We start from the raw sequence: 16168 nt of genomic DNA, 5'->3' as shown, positions 1-16168 counted from the left end.
GGAACCCCCCCCAACCCCAACCGGTTTATTCTTCGTCCTCGTCAAAAACGGATAACACACGGGCCGTTTGGTGGGCTCGGTGTTTCTCTTCTTCCCCCCGTCCTCTCCGGCCCCGCCCCCCGTCCCGCGCGGGGCGGACCGGGTGATCGGTCCGCGGGTGGTCAGTCCGCGGCGCGGCTCGCTCCGGTCATCGGGCGGGCCGACCAGCGCCTGGCGGGCGCCTGCGAGGCCACCCGTACGCACAGGGCCAGGAGCGCGACCAGCGACGCGAGTACGGCGACCGCGACGGCGATCCAGGTGGGCGCCAGGGTGAGGTCCACGGCCGGGGACACCCGAGCCGACGGGGTCACGCTGCCGTAGAGCTTGGCCGCGGCCAGCGCCGCCGGCCCCACGACCGCCACGGCGAGCAGCGGTACGGCGGGCCGCACGGTGAGCAGCAGGGCCAGCACCAGGCAGAGCGCCGACAGGCCGAGGGCGACCCCGTAGGCGCGGGCGGAGGAGGCGTCGTTCTGGTGCAGCGGGAAGTAGGCCACGCCGCACCCGGCCAGGACGGCGACGGTGAGCCAGGTCGGCCAGGCCGCGCCCCGGGCGGCCCGGGGCGCCGGGCGGTCGCGGTCACGTGCGGCCGGGTTCTGGTCGCGGTCACGCGACGCACGGTTCTGGTCACGGTCACGCGACGCGGGGTCCTGATCGCGGTCACGCGACGCGCGGTCACGGCCCCGGCGGCGCAGGCGCGGTGTCCTGCGGCGTTCGCGGCCACCGCGGTCCGCCGCGGCGAAGGCGCCGGCCAGTCCCGCCGGACGGTCGGCGGACTCAGGTCCGTCGTCCTCGCCGGCGCCGTCCAGTGCCGCCCGCAGGTGCCGGGCGTCGGGGCTGTCCGGGCGTACCCGCCCGTCCTCGGCCAGCCGGCCGATCAGCTCGACCAGTTCCTCGACGGGCCGGCCGGTGGCGGCGGCCCGTACGGCCTCCTGTCCGCAGTGCGGTTCCAGGGGTGTGCGGTGCAGCAGTTCCATCAGCCGGGTGACGTCCTCGACCGAGCGGCACTCCGCCGCGGCCCGGATCGCCTCGTCCGCGCTGTCCGAATGACGCGGCGGCCGGGTCAGCAGGCCGACCAGCCGGGTGACGTCCTCCACGGAGCGGTTCACGCCGACCGCGCGCAGGGCGTCGATCGTGGCCTGCGCGTAGTGGGGGGACTGCTCCAGCATCGTGATCAGGTCGACGACCTCCTCCAGCGGCCGGTCGGCCACGGCGGCACGCACCAGGTCGCCGACGGGATCGCCGTACTCACGCACCGCTCCGTCGTGGGTGGCGAGTTCCTGGACGGAGGTCCCCTGAACGAAGGGCTCCTGTGGGACGGGTGCGGGTTCGTGAGGGACGGGTGCCGGTTCCTGGAGGACGGACGGCTGGGGGGTGGGCGGCTGGGGGGCGGGCGGCTGGGGGGCCGGCGAGCGGGCGGCCGAGGGGTGGACGGTCGACGCCTCGGCGTCTGCTTGCGCGGCCGACGGACGCACCGGGTGCGTGCCCGTGGCCGTGGTCGTCTCCCCGGTGGGCAGGTCCACGGCGGATATGGCGTACTCGGGCGAACGAGGTGATGAAGAGCCGGTAGTCATGATCTCTCCGTCTGGTGGGGGTGCGGCCGCCCTGCGTCCCCGACATGCGACTCGCGCTGTGTGCTGACCATTACTAAGCACGTCCGCCGCACCGTGCCACTGGAGTGGGCCACAGGGATGAGAGACCCTTGGGTGCGGACTCGTCACCGCCCCGAGCGGGCATCCGGGGAGAGTAGGCGTGTGCCGTGCGGCACGAGCACGCACCATGAGGAGGGGTGGGTGGATACGACCACAGTGGTGATCGTCGCGGTGGTGTTGCTCGCGGCGGTCGTCCTCGCGACGGCGGTCGGCGTCCTGGTGCGGCTGGTCCGCACCCGACGGGATCTCAGACGGGCCGGTCTTCCCACCGGTCCGAGGTGGGTCTTCTGGGGCGCCGTCCTCTACTTGGTACTGCCGACCGACCTGGTGCCCGATCCCGTCTACCTGGACGACATCGGTGTACTGCTGCTCGCCCTGCGCTCGGCGCGCGGCTCTCTCGGCGGGCGGCGGGGCGCCGCGGAGCGGCGGGAAAGCGCCGGTCCGCCTCATGACTACGCTGCGTAAGGAAACCAATCACCCGTTCGATTCGTATAAGTCTCTGGAAGCCGAAGGCAGTCGGCGGACCAGGCGACGGCGCAAAGGGACCATCGCCTGCTCGGCGCAGCACCGACCAGGGAGAGACGATGAAACCGTTCGCCCTCAACTACGCACGCCCGGCAGTGGAGTTGGAAGCCACGACTCCGTACGTCTACGACTCCGGGCTGCAGTTGAACGTGCTTATGGACGGGCGGGCGGCCGCCTGTGACCACGCGCTGCTGAGAGAACTGGGGACCACGACCTCCACCGCGGGGTCGAAGACTCACTTCGACGACTGAACACGGGCCGTCGAGAATGACCGTCTTGATCCTGACCTGTGAAGAGGACGTCACCGCGGACATGGTGGTCGTGCACCTGAACGCGTCGGGAGTCCCGGTGGTCCGCCTGGACCCCGCCGACCTGACCGACTCCGTCGCGCTCTCCGGCGAGTTCGTGCACGGCTCCTTCCGGGGCCATCTGTCCTCGGGGGGCCGCCTGGTGAGCATCGGCGGACTGCGGTCCGTCTGGGTGCGCAGGCCGGGCGGCGCGGCCACGCGGGCCGCCGAGCCCTCCGCGTGGCTGACCGAGGAGTCCGGACAGGCGCTCTACGGCATGCTCCGCGGCTCTGGGGCGCGCTGGATGAACCAGCCGGACGCGGCGCACCGGGCCCGGTACAAGCCCTGGCAGCTGCGTCTCGCCCAGCAGTGCGGGCTGCCCGTGCCGGCCACGCTGATCACGACGTTCCCACGGGCGGCCCGCGAGTTCGCCGAGCGCTACCCGGATTTGGTGGTCAAGCCCGTCTCGGGCGCCCATCCGCAGGACCCGCCCCTGGCGGTGCCGACCAGCAGGGTTCCGCCCGAGGCCGACTTCTCCGCCGTCGCCCACGGCCCGACCCTGCTGCAGCGCCGGGTCGCCAAGCGTGCCGACATCCGCCTCACGGCCGTCGGCGACGAGTTGCTGGCCGCGCGGAAGACGACCCTCGCGGGCTCGGATCCCGACGAGGTGGACGTCCGCTTCACGGCGTCCGCCGGGCCGTGGCGGCCCGCCGAGGTGCCGCCGCGCGTCGCGGAGGCCGTCCGCGCCTACCTGAGCGCCGCGGGACTGGCCTACGGCGCCCTCGACTTCGCCGAGGACGGCGACGGAACCTGGTGGTTCCTGGAGTGCAACCAGTCGGGGCAGTTCGGTTTCGTCGAGGTGGACACGGGCCAGCCCATCGCCCGCACCATCGCCGAGTGGCTGGCCCGGCCCGGGCCCGAGGACCCGGTGGACGCGGGCGGCCCCGGCACGGCGGTCGTCGGCTGAGGTGCGCTGCGGTGTGCCCGCCTCGCCGGCCCCTAGTGCGGGCGGGGGCCGGGCAGCAGGGCGGTGCGTTGCCAGCCGGCGCCCGGGGACGGCTGTCGTTCGGCGCCGGGCAGGTGGCCGGGTGAGTGCAGCGGGCGCATGACAACCTCCAGCTCCCTGCTCACACGCTCGGCGTCCCGCCGCACCTGCTCGGGGACGTCACCGCGTTCGGCGACGAGTCGGTCGTAGATGGGGGAATCCTGGAACACCCGTCAACGTGCCTTTCGTGTCGTCCGCCCCCGTACGGAGGCGCGACTGAGCAGTCTAGGCGCCCGTTCACCCGGTGGTGCGCATTCCACCCACAAGGTGACGGCGGCTCACGCGCCGGTGGTGGAGCCGGGCCGGACGATCATGAGGACCGTGACCGTGGCCCACAGCAGGTTGAACAGGCCGGTGAACATGGCGAGCCGGGCGGTACGGGCGCGCTCGACGGGCTGCCGGTCGGTCAGCTGCTCCAGGAGCTCTTCCTGACGGGGCAGGACGAAGGCGACCAGGAGGCCGGCGGCGGCCGCGGTCAGCGCGATGGATGCGATGAGCCATGCGTCTCCCAGGACGCCCATCGCCGCGGCGGTGGCGAAGCCGAGGACCGGCACCGCGATGCCGAGACCGGCGTAGACCCGACAGATGCGGTGCAGCAGCCGGACGGTGCTCACGTCCCCGGCGTCGGTTCCCTCACCCGCCCCCGCAGGCACCGGCACCGCCACCCGCCGGGCGGCCGGCGGGAACATGCTGGCCGCGACGGTGACGGGCCCGATGGCGATGATGGCGGCCAGGACGTGGAGGGACAGAAGGATCTTCGTCATCGGTCGGGGCTCCGATAGGCAGTTCGGTCGATGCGGTCGGAGCCACGCTAGAAACACGGCGAGTGATCGCACAGAGGCTGAAACGACAGCTTCCAACGGAATCTCGCCAACGCCTTCACCAGGAGAGATCCGGCAGAAGAAGGCGGAGCGAGGGCGTGCGCGGGGTTCTGCCCCCGGCGGGAATCCGCCTATCGTGGCGGCCATGCACTCGGTGGCGATCCTGGTCCTCGACGACGTGGTTCCGTTCGACATGGCGGCGCCCCTGCAGGCGTTCGACTGGACGCGGCTGCCCGACGGGCGCAGCCCGTACCGGGTCCGACTGTGCGCGGAATCGCCCGAGGTGCGCACGGAGGGGCTCGCCCTCCGTATCGACCGAGACCTTGAGGCGCTGGAGTCCGCCGACACGATCATCGTGCCGGGCCGCTCCGAGGAGCACGGCCCTCCCTCGGAACGCGTCCTCGCGGCGCTGCGGCGGGCAGCCGGTGCCGGTACGCGGATCGCGTCGGTGTGCGTGGGCGCCTTCGTCCTCGCGGAGGCCGGGCTACTGGACGGACTGCGAGCCACCACCCACTGGATCGCCGCGGCGGAACTGGCCCGCCGCTACCCGCGCGTGGAGGTGCAGCCGGACGTGCTCTACGTCGACAACGGGCAGATCCTCACGTCCGCGGGCGCCGCCGCCGGTCTGGACATGTGCCTGCACATGATCCGCCGGGACCTGGGATCGGCCGTCGCCGCGCACGCAGCCCGGATGTGTGTCGTGCCGCTGGAACGGGAGGGCGGCCAGGCCCAGTTCATCGTGCACGAGCACCCGCCCGTGCCGCGGGGCTCGGACCTGGAGCCGCTGCTGGAGTGGATCGAGGACAACCTGGCCGGGGAGGTCACCCTCGGGGCGATGGCGGCGCGCTCGGGCATGAGCGAGCGCACCTTCAGCCGGCGGTTCCGCGAACAGACGGGCACCACGCCGCTGCAGTGGCTGCTGCGGGCGCGGGTGCGGCGCGCCCAGTACCTGCTGGAGAACGGCGACCACTCGATCGAACGGATCGCGCGGCAGGCCGGGTTCGGCTCGCCCACTGCCTTCCGGGAGCGGTTCCGCCGGGTGGTCGGCACCACTCCGTACGCCTATCGCGCGGCGTTCCACGGAAAGCCGGCCGCGTCGGCGGGCCCCGCGTAGGGCCCGCCTTGCGGACCATCCCGGCGCTTTCGGTCTGAGGAGGCGGGCCCCGGATGTGACGGTGTCACACGGCCAGCGACAGGCCGCTCTCCCCCTCCGGGTCCGCCGCGCGGACGGCGTCCGGAGCCCGTCCCTTGGCGAGCAGCAGCGCGTCGGCCTTGGCCACCGCGTCGTGAATGCTCGTCGTCGCCGTCATCACGCACAGCGTGTAGCTGACGTCCGCCAGCTCCCGCGCCGTCGCCGGACTCCCCCTCTCCGCCTGAGCGATCCGCAGCGACGCGTACCGCGTCAGCAACTCCCTGACGACCTTCGGGTCCGGTTCGAGCACGAAGCGCCCCTCTCTCGAGTTTCGCTGCGTATGCCCGAACCCGGCCGAAACAATCACACCGTGCGTGCGCCTGCTCGCAATTGACGAAAATCCATCGCTTCGTGTCCGACCGTCATCGCGAGCGGGCGACGACTTGGTTGAAAAGGGACCGAACGGGATCGAGCCCTGCCCGTTCGCGCATCACTCACCGCGCACCGAGTTCCCGCTCCAGCACCTCCCGAAAACCGTGCGGCGGACGGCCGGTGACGCGCCGGACCGTGTCGGTGGTGCGGTCCTCGGCCCCCCGGGCGATGGCACTGTCCATGTCGGCCAGCATCGCGGCGAATTCCGGCGGCACCAGTGTCGCGAGGCGGTCGCGCAACTGCTCGTGGGTCAGGCGCCGGTGGACCACGGGACGGCCGCCGGCCTGGGTGAGGATCGCAGCGATGTCGTCGTAGCCGAGGGCCTCGGGACCCGTGAGGATCAGGTCCCCACGGGGGGTGTGGTCGTCGGTCAGGGCGTGCACGGCGACGGCGGCGATGTCGTCGGCGTCGACGAAGCCCACACGGCCGCTCCCCGCGGCGGTCAGGATGGTGCCGTCCTTCCGGACGCTGACGGCGTGGGCGTGGGTACCGGTGAAGTTCTGCATGAACCAGGAGGGCCGCAGCACCGCCCACTCGTCGAACAGGCCGGGGAGCGCACGGTGCACCGCACCCACCGCCGGACCTCCCTCGGGGACGGCCGAGGAGCTGAGCAGCACCGCACGCCGTACGCCCGCGGCGCGGGCCCTTCGCAGGAAGGGCACCATGACCGCGGCCGGGTCCGAGTCACCCAGCGGCGGAATGAGGTAGACACGGTCGGCTCCGTCGAGTGCCGCGTCGTGCATGGTGGTGTCGTGCCAGTCGAAGCGGACCGGTTCCGCGCCCGGCAGCGGGGTCGCGCGCCGGCTCGCGGCCTTCACACGGTGGCCCGCGGCGACCAGTTGGCCGGCGGTTCGGCCGCCCGTCGTGCCGGTGGCTCCGATGACCAGCGTGGTGCCGGTGCCGGTCATCGGCCGCTCCCGGTGAAGTCGGTGCCGGGTTCCTGGAGGGCGAGCGGGTTCCAGTAGTCGCGGTAGGAGGTGAACCGCCCGTCCTCGACGGTCACGAGGGCGATGTACGTCATGTCGAAAGGCGCGCCGGTCTTCACCACCCGGCCCACGCCGCGCATCTCCACCACGACGGTCCGCGGGTCGGTGGTCTCGTGGATCCGCAGTTCGGGGAAGTCGTGCAGGTCGATGTGGTCGGGATAGGGGCGCATGTAGGCGGCGACCTCCTCCCGGCCCTCCAGCCGCCGGGGCCGACCCTCGGGGGCGAAGGGGAATTCCATGACTCCGTCGTCGGCCCACAGGCCGACCCAGGCGTCGATGTCCTTGTCCAGCAGCAGCCGCAGGCTGTGGCGGTACAGGTCCGCCGCCGGGGCGGGCGCGGTGGGTGGGGTGGGTGTGGGCATGAGTGGGCACTCCTCCGTCGCATAGAATGCGGACCGTCGGTCCGCTTCAAACAATACGGACCGGCGGTCCGCTTTGCAATGCAGCGACGGAGGAGACCCCCGTGACCGAGCGCAAGCCCCGCAAGGACGCCGCCCGCAACCGGGCGGCCGTTCTCGCGGCCGCCGACATCCTCTTCGTCCGCTGCGAGAGCCCCGACGACGTCACCATGGCGGACGTCGCGGCGGCGGCCGGCGTCGGCAAGGGAACGCTCTTCCGGGCCTTCGGCGACCGGATCGGACTGATCAAGGCGCTGTACGAGGCACGGCTGGAGCCGATCGAGGAGGCCGTCACGACGGGCCCGCCACCGCTGGGCCCCGGCACTCCCCCGCCGCAGCGCGTCCCCGCCCTGCTCGACGCGCTCCTGTGCTTCAAACTCGACAACCGCCGCCTCGCACTGGCCCTGGAGGGCGCCGGCAGCGGCAGCCCCTACGGGGCCGAGCACTACGGGCGCTGGCACACCCTCCTGCGCACCATGCTGGAGCAGGTTCCCGGCCTCGCCGACGGCGACTTCGCCGCCCACGCGCTGCTCGCCGCCGTCCGGGCCGACCTGGTCGAGCACCTGGCCGGCCCGGAGGGCGTGCCGCGCGAGAGGATGCGGGGCCAACTGGCGGACTTCACCGGTCGGGTACTGGGCGCCGCCCGGCCGGGGCCTGACAGCCCGACCGTGCCTGACGCCCCGACGGCGGCCTGACTCCCCGACGGTGGCCTGACACCGCGACGGTGGCCTGACACCGCGACGGTGGCCTGACGCCCGGGGCGCGGCCCCGCCGGGGCGCGGGCCGCCGGGCCCCGGTAGTCAGGCGACCTGGCCGCTGTGCAGTGCCGCGTACGCCCCTCCCCTGCCCAGCAGTTCCTCGTGGGTGCCGATCTCCTGGATCCGGCCGTCGCCCATCACCACGATCCGGTCCGCACCCCGCACGGTGGACAGCCGGTGCGCGACGACGAACGTGGTGCGCCCGCGCAGCAGCCTGGCCAGCGCCTGCTGGACAAGCGCCTCCGAGCGGGTGTCCAGCGCAGAGGTGGCCTCGTCCAGGATGAGCACCCTGGGGTCCCGGATCAGGGCTCGGGCGATGGCCAGGCGCTGCCGCTGGCCGCCGGACAGCCGTGCGCCGTGCTCCCCGACCAGGGTGTCGAGGCCCCGCGGCAACCGGTCGACGAACTCCAGCGCGTTGGCGTCGCGCAGGGCCGCGCGCACCGCCTCCTCGTCGGCGTCGTCCATGCCGTAGGCGACGTTCTCCCGGATCGTGCCGTCGAAGAGGACGGACTCCTGCGGCACCACCGAGACGAAGCGCCGGTACGTGCGCAGGTCGAGGGTGTTCATGTCGGTGCCGTCGAGCAGCAACCGGCCCGAGCTCGGACGCAGGAAGCCGATGACCAGATTGAGGACGGTGGACTTGCCGGCGCCGGACGCGCCCACCAGGGCGATGGTCTCGCCGGGGCGGACAGCGAGCGTGAAGTCGCTCACCGCGGGCCGCCCGTCGCTGTCGTAGAGGTGCCCGACGCCCTCGAAGGTGACGGCGCCGCGCAGCGAGGTCAGCTCCGCCTTGCCCTCGTTGTCCTCCAGTTCGGGAGCCTGGAGCACCTCGCCGACCGAACGGACGGACTCCAGGCCCTTGGTGATGACCGGCGCCAGCCCTGCCAACGTTGTCGTGGAGTTGGTGAGGGTGGTCAGGAAGGCGCTGAGCATGACGACGTCGCCGGCGGTGACGCCCCAGACGTCGTGGTACGAGATCAGCGCGGCGCCCGCGAGGACCAGTACGCCGACCACGTTGAGCACGACCCAGGACAGCGAGCCGAAGCGGCCGTTGACCAGGTCCAGGCGGTTGCCGGAGGTCAGCAGCCGGTCCAGGGTGCCGTCCATGCGGCGCAGCGCCTTGCCCTCCAGGCCGTGGGCCCGGGTGACCGGGATGAGCCGGGTCATCTCCGTGACCCTGGAGGACAGGGTCTCGACCTCGTGCCGGAAGTGCTCGTTGTGGCTGCGCAGCCGGGCGCGGAGGCGGGCCACGAGGAGGGAGGCGGCGGGTACGACGACGAGGAAGACCGGCAGGAACTCAGGTGTGCGCACGGCGATGATGACCAGGCCGCCGGTGAGGACGGTGAACGCGCCCAGGCCCGTCTCCGCGGTCTGCTGCACCATCTGCTCCACCGTCTCCACGTCCCGGACGACCTTGGCCTGCAGGACGCCGGCGCTGACGCGCGAGTGGTAGCCGATGGAGAGCTGCTGCATGCGGGTGCACAGCGCGGAGCGCAGGGCCGTGCCCATGCGGCGCACGCTGCCGTACAGGAGACGGACGTACAGCAGGTGCAGCGGGTAGTTGAACACCAGGATGCACATGATGATCCCGGTACTGGTCCACAGGTCGCCGATCGGTCCGTGCTGGACGACGGTGTCGATGATCGACGCGGTGATGAGGGGCAGCAGCCAGACCGGACTGTGCTTGACGGTGAAGACCGCGACGGCCCCCGCCAGACGGCGGCGGTCGGCGCGGAACAGGTAGACGAGCGTGCGTATCGGGTGTTCGCCCCGGTAGCGGTGATCGAGTGGCTTTTCGGGCGGCGACGCCATCGGCGTGGTCCTCCTGGTGACCGGGTGGGGCAAGCGCTTTCTTCCCGCGCTTTACTACCCCGTCGGCGAGGAGTACGCCACACCGTTCCGAAGGCCGGTACGCCCGTATGCCCGTACGCCCGCGCGTCGGAAGGAGACCCGCGCCTTCTCCCCCGTGGAGGGCGCGGGTCTCAGTCTCCGAGTGTGCGGGCCAGTTCGGTCGTGGCCCGCGCGATCTCGCTGTCGCCCTCGGCCAGCAGCCGCTCCAGTCCGTCCCGCCGGGCGTGGACGGCCTGCCGCGCCGCGCGCTCCCACGCCACGGGGTTCTCCCGGTGGTTGAGCAGCTTGGGGTAGGCGGTGGCGGTGGTCTCCCACTGGCGGGCGTCGGCGATGTTCTTGAGCAGCTGGATGATCTGCGCCCGGCAGCTCACCTGGGGCCGCTGCGCCAGTTCCCACAGGAAGGGGACGGTCGCGGCGGTGGCCTGTTCGACGACGAAGCCGTACTGGCAGATGCGCTTGCGCAGATCGCCGAGGGCGGCACGAGCAGTCTCGGCGTCACCCCAGGCGACCTTGCGCAGCAGCCGCGGAATGGCCGCGGCGGAGCCGCTGGAGTCCTGGATCTCACCCCAGGGCACGCCGTCCAGCCCCGCCAGGGGGCCGGCGGCCCGGGGCGGGCCGGGCGGCTGCGTCTGACGGTCGGTGCGCCGGGTACTCGGCTCGGGTGTCGGAGCGCTGCGCATGGTGTGGGGCCCTTCCGCGGCAGTCGGTCAGGTGAGGGGGCGGGTCGACAACTTGACCCAGACGGTCTTGCCCGCCGGAGGCCGCGGGGTCCAGCCCCATTCCTCCGCGAGGGCGTCGACGATGCACAGGCCGCGTCCGTGCTCTTGGAGAGCGGAGATTCCGGACGGGGCGAACACGGGCGCGTTGTCCCCGGGATCGGAGACGGTCAACGTCAGATGGTCGGAGTCCAGGGCGAGTCCCAGCCTGACCTCGGGTGCGCCGGCCGCCGCCGACGGCACCGCGTGCCGCACGGCGTTGGAGACGAGCTCGGTGATCACGAGGACCGCGTCGTCGGCGTGCCGGTCCAGGGACCAGTCGCTCAGCGTGTCCCGCGTGAAGACCCGGGCCCGGGCGAACCCCTCCCCGCTGCACGCGACACGCAGCACCGCGGAAGCGGGTCGGCCGCCTGGGGCGTGGTACTTCGCGTGGGGAACGGGGAACGGCCACTCGTCCCGGCCGGCGGCCGGCCGCGCCGCACGCGGGAGCTCCCCGAACCGGCTCGCCGGGCCTGCCTCCGACACGGCTTCGCCGGGCGACCGGAGCGTTGGATGCGCAGGTGACGACACGGCATCTCCCTGATGCGACGTCAGGACAGGGCGCCGACCGAGGGGTTGACGCCACGGCTATTATCCACGCTGACAGCGCTCGCGTGCAATTGCACGAGAAATTGCGCGAAAAAAATCGGATGGGAGCGCACGGGGACCGACGGGCTCGGTCCGCTCCCCCGAACGGCAAGGAGACCGCGGTGCCACCAGTGCGCAACGGAGTGCAGGCCAGCCTGTTGGACGCCTGCTGGAAGAAGAGTCGGCACAGCAACGCCGAGGGCAACTGCGTCGAGGTCGCCCTCGTTGACGGAGGCATCGCGATGCGCAACTCCCGTGATCCGGACGGCCCCGCGCTCGTCTACACCTCCGCCGAGGTGGCCGCCTTCCTGGCCGGGGCGAAGGAGGGCGAGTTCGACCACCTGCTGTGAAGCGGGCTGCTGTGAAGCGGGCTGTTGTGGAGTGGGGCCGGGAGCGGCCGGCGACGCGGGCGGCCATCGTGAAGCGGAGGCCAACTACCCGGTTCCACGGGCTGATGCGGCGGGCACATGCGAGATGAGATAGTGTGGTTTCTCAAGTCTGCCGGTCTGCTGGGAGTCAGGATGTCCGCCGCATCGCATCGCCTCTCCCGTCTCGAACCCTATCTGGACCGGGCCGAGCCGGCTCCGACTCTGCTGAAGATGCTCGTCGGCGTTCAGCTGGCGGGCTTCCGCGAGGACGCCGGCCTGTCCCAGGAACAGGCGGCACGCGACATCGGGTTCAGCCCGGCGAAGCTCTCCCGCATCGAGTCGGGCAAGGGCCGCAAACCTCCGACGGAGACGGACGTCCGCGCGATCCTGGAGCGGTACGGCACCGACCCCTACGAGGCCTCGGTTCTGGTCAAGCTGTTGCAGCGGGCCGGCGAACCGGGCTGGTGGCAGCGGTACGACAAGCGCCTCATGCCCGAGTGGTTCGACCGTCTGGTCGGGCTCCAGGAGGCCGCGGCGACCATCCGGACCTTCGAGATCCAGTACGTCCCCGGTCTGCTCCAGACCGGGGACTACACCCGGGCCGTGGTCGAGCGGGGCCTGCCGAACGCGCCCGCCGGCGAGGTCCAGCGACGTGTCGAACTGCGTATGCGCCGTGCGGAGTTGCTGGGCCGTGGTGACGCACCTCAGTTGTGGGCGATCATCGACGAGTCCGTGCTGCTGCGGGTACTGGGCAGCCGTGAAGTCATGCGGGCACAGCTCGCGCACCTCGTCGAGATGGCCGGGCAGCCCCATGTGACGCTGCAGATCGTGCCGCTGGCCGTGACGAACGCGTCGGCGCCCGCGATCCCGGTCACCTATCTGCGTTTCGGCGGCATCGATCTGCCCGACGTGGTCTACCTGGAGCACATCAAGAGCGCCAACTTCCTCGAGGACCGGGACGAGACCGAGGAGTACCGGGTCGCGCTGGACCGCTTGGCCGACGAGGCGCTCACGCCGCGCGAGTCACTGGACCTGCTGCGCCGGACGATGGCGCAGCGCTACGCCGAGAAGTAGCGACGCCAGGACGCGAAAGGCAGGACGCGAAAGGCAGGACGCGAAGGAGAAGGGCCGCACGCCTGGCGCGCGGCCCTTCGTGCTCTCTCCGCTAGCGGATGCGGCCCAGACCGCCGAACTCGATCCACTCGTCGGTGAGCTGGCGCGGAGCCACCTCACTGTCCGGACGCCAGGTCGAGACCTCCACGAGGCCCGGCTCCAGGATGTCCATGCCCGCGAAGTAGGCCTCGACGTCCTTGGGCTCGCGGACCCGGCCCCAGTGCCCCTGCGTCGCCTGGTCCATGAAGGCCGTGACGGACTCCCGCACCTCGGCGTCCTCACTGACCAGCTGGCACATCACCGCGTAGCTTCCGGGCACCAGTCGCTCGGTGACACGGCGGATCACCGCCGTCGGGCCGTCGGTGTCGCTGTCCGGGATGCAGTGGAAGACCGAGTTGAACAGCACGGCCACCGGCTGCGAGAAGTCGATCAGGCGCTGGGTGTCCGGGTGGGAGAAGATCTCCTCCGTCGAACGCATGTCGGCGTGGATGACGGCGGTCCGGTCGTTCTGGTCGAGCAGCGCGCGGCCGTGGACCAGCACCATCGGGTCGTTGTCCACGTAGACGACCCGGGAGTCGGGGGCGACGCGCTGCGCGACCTGGTGGACGTTGTCCTGCGTGGGCAGGCCGGAACCGTGGTCCAGGAACTGGCGGATGCCGTAGTCCTCCACGAGGGTCCTGACGACGCGCTGCAGGAAGCGCCGGTTGTTCAGCGCGAGCCGACGGGTGCTGGGGACGACCTTGTCGAGTTCCCCGACCGCCGCCCGGTCGGCCGCGTAGTTGTCCTTGCCGCCCAGGTAATAGTCGTACATACGTGCGGCCGTTGGCACGTTGGCGTCGATCTCCGTGGACAACTGCTTGTCGGCTTGCATCGTTCCCCCAGCTCTGTACCGCGCCAACTGCACTGGCATGACCGAGAGTACATCCTAGAGACCCTGTGGTCAGACGAACCAGTACGCGGATCAGGTGGCCGCCAAGGCGACTGCGGAGCAGTCGAGTTGACGGCCACCCAAAACGGTCAGCCGCGTCCGGCCAGGTACGCGTCGACGCCGGGCGCCTTGTGGGCCTCCTCCACGCCGACCAGGCCGCCGGCCGCCTTGGCGTCGGGCTTCAGCACGTAGGTGGACCGGCTGGCCGGCTCGGTCACCAGGGTGAAGTTCTGCGGGGTGCCGAGGCCGGTGTCGGCGTTCTTCTGCGAGCGGTGCGCCTTGACCACGTCCTGCCGGGTGAGGCTGCCGCCCTCACACGCCTTCTTCAGGTCGGCGCCCATCAGCTGGGCGGCGTTGTAGCCCGAGAGCACGCCGGAGTCGACCGGCTCGCCCGGGTACTTCTTGTTGTAGGAGGCGACCATCTTCTTGACGCCCGGCAGGTCGGAGCTGACCGCCGGTGCGGCGCTGACCACGTGGACCATGGCCGCCAGCGCCGGTGCCGCAGGCGTCTTCATCAGCTGCGGGGAGTATCCGGGAGCGCTGCTGACGATCGGCACCTTCAGGCCCCGGGCGGCGGCCACGCCGGCGAGGGAGGCGGTCTGGGCGGGGCCGGCGCTGATCAGGATCGCCTTCACCCCGGCCTTGCTCAGCGCCGAGACCTGCGCGGTCAGATCGGTGTCCGTGGCCTTGATCTTCTGGCCGACCACCTTCATCCCCGCCTCCTCGGCGGCCCACTCGGAGCCCTCCAGCGCGTTGGCGCCGTAGTCGCCCTCGAAGTACACGTGGCCGATCGTGTCGCCCTTGGCGACCTTCTTGGTGCGGGTGAGGAAGTCGACGGCAGCGATCATGTCGATGTCGTAGGTGGTGCCGAGGACCTGGACGGAGTCCCTGCCGAGCAGGGAGGCGGCCCAGGCCTGCGGAAAGGTCAGCATGTGGTCCCGCTCGATGTCGTCGAGGAGGGCCGCGACCACCGGCGAGCCGATGACCTGGGGCAGGGCGACGACGTCCGGGGAGATGTCGGCGTAGGCGGTGACCGCCTTCTGCACGTCGTAGCCGTGGTCCTTGACGACGATCTCGACCTTGCGTCCGCAGATGCCGCCCGCGGCGTTGGTCTCGTCCGCCCACATCTGCTGGGCCTGCACGATGCTCTTGCCGAGGGTGGCGTAGGGGCCGGTGAGGTCGGTCAGCGCGCCCAGCTTGATGGCCTTGTCGCTGACTCCGGGTCCGGCCTTGACGCCGTCGGCGGCGTCGTCGGTGCTCCCGCCGTCCGCCTTCGAGCTGCATGCGGTGCCCGCGAGCAGCACGGCGGCCAGTGCCGCGGCCAGGGCGGCGGTCCGGGTGGTGCGGGGCCTGGGGTGCGTGACGTTCACGGGGTGTGCTCCTTGGTTCGTGCGGCGTTGGCGGTGGTGGCGGAGGGCCGGGACGTGGGCCCGGTGTCGGAAGGGCCGGTGACGGGTGGTTTGCGGCGCAGGCGTGCGCGGGTCCGTCGGGCCAGTCCGTGCAGGCCGTCCGGGGCGTGGAGCAGGATCACGACGATCGCCGCGCCGTAGAGGTAGCGGGAGGCCTCGGTCGGGCCGATGGAGCCGTCGCCGGAGCCCGGGGTCGCCACCAGCGGCAACTGGTCGGCGTAGCGGGTCATCAGCAGGGGCAGCGCGGTGACGAAGACGGCACCGGCCGTGGCGCCCGCCACCGACCCGAGGCCGCCGATGACGATCATGGCGAGATAGTCGACGGAGAGGAGGAGGGAGAAGTAGTCGGGCACGACGCGGCGGAAGGAGAGCGCGAGGAGGACTCCGGCGAGGCCCGCGTACATCGAGGAGACGACGAACGCGGCCGAGCGGTACCGGGCCACGTGCACGCCCATCACGGAAGCCGCGGTCTCGCTGTCGCGCAGCGCCACCAGGGCGCGTCCGGGGCGCCCGCGCAGCAGTCCCCGCGCGGTGAACCAGGTCAGCGCGAACAGGACGAGCCCCAGGTACCAGAGCCGTTCCTCGGCGCCGAACGGCACGCCCATGACCGTCAGTTCCGGGTCGGTCTCGGCGAAGGTGAACCCGCCGATCTCCAGAGGCGGCACCGAGCGTCCGTTGAAGCCGCCGGTGACGGAGTCGGCGGTGAGCAGGACGTGGTGGCCGAGGAAGACCAGGGCGAGGGTGGCCACGCCGAGGTAGATGCCCTTCACCCGGCCGGCGACGGGGCTGAACAGGCCGCCCGCGGCTCCGGCGAGCAGCACGGCGAGCACGGCGGCGACGACCGGCGGCAGCCCCGGTCCGGGCTCGCCCGCCAGCCATACGTACCCGTAGGCGCCGACGGCGAGGAAGAAGGCGTGCCCGAGGGAGAGCTGTCCCGCGGTGCCGCTGAGCAGGCCGAGCCCGACGGCGCCGATGGCCGCGGCCATGGAGAACAGGCCGATGCGCAGCCAGAAGGCGTCCAGGTAGAAGGGCAGGGCGCACAGCAGGAGGGCGGGCAGCAGGAGCCGGCCGTGCTTGAGGAGGC

General features: G+C 71.8%; 19 protein-coding genes. 7 read left to right on the top strand and 12 right to left on the bottom strand.

Annotation, left to right across the window (positions count from 1 at the left end):
• Positions 1-161 precede the first annotated feature (161 nt).
• The gene (locus ACFCZF_RS20450) at positions 162-1610 is read right to left on the bottom strand and encodes a hypothetical protein (RefSeq protein WP_376672840.1); all 1449 of its coding nucleotides are present in this window, start codon (positions 1608-1610) and stop codon (positions 162-164) included.
• Positions 1611-1829: 219 nt separating this feature from the next.
• Between ACFCZF_RS20450 and ACFCZF_RS20445 the strand changes: the two genes are divergently transcribed.
• The 3 genes from ACFCZF_RS20445 (at position 1830) to tgmB (ending at position 3467) form a co-directional block, all read left to right on the top strand.
• The gene (locus ACFCZF_RS20445) at positions 1830-2153 is read left to right on the top strand and encodes a YkvA family protein (RefSeq protein ID WP_376672839.1); all 324 of its coding nucleotides are present in this window, start codon (positions 1830-1832) and stop codon (positions 2151-2153) included.
• Positions 2154-2272: 119 nt separating this feature from the next.
• Positions 2273-2464, top strand: a complete 192-nt coding sequence (gene tgmA, locus ACFCZF_RS20440; RefSeq protein ID WP_376672838.1) for a putative ATP-grasp-modified RiPP — start codon at positions 2273-2275, stop codon at positions 2462-2464.
• Positions 2465-2480: 16 nt separating this feature from the next.
• A complete protein-coding gene (gene tgmB / locus ACFCZF_RS20435; protein WP_376672837.1) occupies positions 2481-3467 on the top strand; it encodes an ATP-grasp ribosomal peptide maturase in 987 nt (328 codons plus the stop codon).
• Between the two features lie 32 nt (positions 3468-3499).
• Here the strand turns inward: tgmB and ACFCZF_RS20430 are convergent, their stop codons facing one another.
• Both ACFCZF_RS20430 and ACFCZF_RS20425 read right to left on the bottom strand, forming a co-directional pair.
• Positions 3500-3715: a hypothetical protein gene (locus tag ACFCZF_RS20430; RefSeq protein ID WP_055421274.1), complete on the bottom strand. Its 216-nt coding sequence runs from the start codon at positions 3713-3715 to the stop codon at positions 3500-3502.
• Between the two features lie 108 nt (positions 3716-3823).
• Positions 3824-4309, bottom strand: coding sequence for a hypothetical protein (locus ACFCZF_RS20425; RefSeq protein WP_376672836.1), 486 nt, complete (start codon positions 4307-4309; stop codon positions 3824-3826).
• A gap of 202 nt (positions 4310-4511) precedes the next feature.
• Between ACFCZF_RS20425 and ACFCZF_RS20420 the strand changes: the two genes are divergently transcribed.
• Positions 4512-5480, top strand: coding sequence for a GlxA family transcriptional regulator (locus ACFCZF_RS20420; RefSeq protein WP_376672835.1), 969 nt, complete (start codon positions 4512-4514; stop codon positions 5478-5480).
• Positions 5481-5544: 64 nt separating this feature from the next.
• Here the strand turns inward: ACFCZF_RS20420 and ACFCZF_RS20415 are convergent, their stop codons facing one another.
• From ACFCZF_RS20415 to ACFCZF_RS20405, 3 genes are all read right to left on the bottom strand, one after another.
• Positions 5545-5808, bottom strand: coding sequence for a DUF5133 domain-containing protein (locus tag ACFCZF_RS20415; protein WP_376672834.1), 264 nt, complete (start codon positions 5806-5808; stop codon positions 5545-5547).
• 184 nt (positions 5809-5992) lie between these two features.
• Positions 5993-6838, bottom strand: coding sequence for an NAD(P)H-binding protein (locus tag ACFCZF_RS20410; RefSeq protein ID WP_376672833.1), 846 nt, complete (start codon positions 6836-6838; stop codon positions 5993-5995).
• Complete coding sequence (locus ACFCZF_RS20405; protein ID WP_376672832.1) at positions 6835-7278, bottom strand: nuclear transport factor 2 family protein; 444 nt, start codon at positions 7276-7278, stop codon at positions 6835-6837. Before ACFCZF_RS20405 ends, ACFCZF_RS20410 begins: the two co-directional genes overlap by 4 nt.
• A 101-nt stretch (positions 7279-7379) precedes the next feature.
• Here ACFCZF_RS20405 and ACFCZF_RS20400 point away from each other — a divergent pair, with 101 nt between their 5' ends.
• On the top strand, positions 7380-8009 hold the full coding sequence (locus ACFCZF_RS20400; RefSeq protein ID WP_376672831.1) for a TetR/AcrR family transcriptional regulator: 630 nt from the start codon (positions 7380-7382) through the stop codon (positions 8007-8009).
• Positions 8010-8114: 105 nt separating this feature from the next.
• Here ACFCZF_RS20400 and ACFCZF_RS20395 read toward each other — a convergent pair whose 3' ends face one another.
• The 3 genes from ACFCZF_RS20395 to ACFCZF_RS20385 all read right to left on the bottom strand — a co-directional run bounded on the left by ACFCZF_RS20395 (position 8115) and on the right by ACFCZF_RS20385 (position 11029).
• The gene (locus ACFCZF_RS20395; RefSeq protein WP_376672830.1) at positions 8115-9884 is read right to left on the bottom strand and encodes an ABC transporter ATP-binding protein; all 1770 of its coding nucleotides are present in this window, start codon (positions 9882-9884) and stop codon (positions 8115-8117) included.
• A 170-nt stretch (positions 9885-10054) separates the two neighbouring features.
• Positions 10055-10603, bottom strand: coding sequence for a hypothetical protein (locus ACFCZF_RS20390; RefSeq protein ID WP_376672829.1), 549 nt, complete (start codon positions 10601-10603; stop codon positions 10055-10057).
• A 27-nt stretch (positions 10604-10630) separates the two neighbouring features.
• Positions 10631-11029 carry an ATP-binding protein gene (locus ACFCZF_RS20385; RefSeq protein ID WP_376672828.1) on the bottom strand — a complete coding sequence of 133 codons (399 nt, stop codon included), beginning with the start codon at positions 11027-11029 and terminating at the stop codon, positions 10631-10633.
• Between the two features lie 359 nt (positions 11030-11388).
• Between ACFCZF_RS20385 and ACFCZF_RS20380 the strand changes: the two genes are divergently transcribed.
• Entirely contained in the window at positions 11389-11616 is a 228-nt protein-coding gene (locus ACFCZF_RS20380; RefSeq protein ID WP_114531800.1) for a DUF397 domain-containing protein, read from the top strand.
• A 171-nt stretch (positions 11617-11787) separates the two neighbouring features.
• Entirely contained in the window at positions 11788-12708 is a 921-nt protein-coding gene (locus ACFCZF_RS20375; RefSeq protein WP_376672827.1) for a helix-turn-helix domain-containing protein, read from the top strand.
• A gap of 91 nt (positions 12709-12799) precedes the next feature.
• Here ACFCZF_RS20375 and ACFCZF_RS20370 read toward each other — a convergent pair whose 3' ends face one another.
• From ACFCZF_RS20370 to ACFCZF_RS20360, 3 genes are all read right to left on the bottom strand, one after another.
• A complete protein-coding gene (locus ACFCZF_RS20370) occupies positions 12800-13618 on the bottom strand; it encodes an SAM-dependent methyltransferase (RefSeq protein WP_376672826.1) in 819 nt (272 codons plus the stop codon).
• Positions 13619-13764: 146 nt separating this feature from the next.
• Positions 13765-15045 (bottom strand): ABC transporter substrate-binding protein, encoded by a 1281-nt coding sequence (locus tag ACFCZF_RS20365; protein WP_376672825.1) that lies wholly within the window; start codon positions 15043-15045, stop codon positions 13765-13767.
• Positions 15042-16145 carry a branched-chain amino acid ABC transporter permease gene (locus ACFCZF_RS20360; RefSeq protein WP_376672880.1) on the bottom strand — a complete coding sequence of 368 codons (1104 nt, stop codon included), beginning with the start codon at positions 16143-16145 and terminating at the stop codon, positions 15042-15044. Before ACFCZF_RS20360 ends, ACFCZF_RS20365 begins: the two co-directional genes overlap by 4 nt.
• Between the last annotated feature and the right edge of the window lie 23 nt (positions 16146-16168).

This window comes from Streptomyces sp. NPDC056296, from assembly GCF_042268605.1.
Lineage (GTDB): Bacteria > Actinomycetota > Actinomycetes > Streptomycetales > Streptomycetaceae > Streptomyces.
The sequence above is the reverse complement of the archived record's forward strand: the minus strand, read 5'-3'. Positions and strand labels throughout refer to the sequence as shown.

Coding starts and splice junctions, on each gene's coding strand:
- ACFCZF_RS20450 (WP_376672840.1), bottom strand. CDS start 1,610: ATGACTACCGGCTCTTCATCACCTCGTTCGCCCGAGTACGCCATATCC.
- tgmA (WP_376672838.1), top strand. CDS start 2,273: ATGAAACCGTTCGCCCTCAACTACGCACGCCCGGCAGTGGAGTTGGAA.
- tgmB (WP_376672837.1), top strand. CDS start 2,481: ATGACCGTCTTGATCCTGACCTGTGAAGAGGACGTCACCGCGGACATG.
- ACFCZF_RS20425 (WP_376672836.1), bottom strand. CDS start 4,309: ATGACGAAGATCCTTCTGTCCCTCCACGTCCTGGCCGCCATCATCGCC.
- ACFCZF_RS20420 (WP_376672835.1), top strand. CDS start 4,512: ATGCACTCGGTGGCGATCCTGGTCCTCGACGACGTGGTTCCGTTCGAC.
- ACFCZF_RS20410 (WP_376672833.1), bottom strand. CDS start 6,838: ATGACCGGCACCGGCACCACGCTGGTCATCGGAGCCACCGGCACGACG.
- ACFCZF_RS20405 (WP_376672832.1), bottom strand. CDS start 7,278: ATGCCCACACCCACCCCACCCACCGCGCCCGCCCCGGCGGCGGACCTG.
- ACFCZF_RS20395 (WP_376672830.1), bottom strand. CDS start 9,884: ATGGCGTCGCCGCCCGAAAAGCCACTCGATCACCGCTACCGGGGCGAA.
- ACFCZF_RS20390 (WP_376672829.1), bottom strand. CDS start 10,603: ATGCGCAGCGCTCCGACACCCGAGCCGAGTACCCGGCGCACCGACCGT.
- ACFCZF_RS20375 (WP_376672827.1), top strand. CDS start 11,788: ATGTCCGCCGCATCGCATCGCCTCTCCCGTCTCGAACCCTATCTGGAC.
- ACFCZF_RS20370 (WP_376672826.1), bottom strand. CDS start 13,618: ATGCAAGCCGACAAGCAGTTGTCCACGGAGATCGACGCCAACGTGCCA.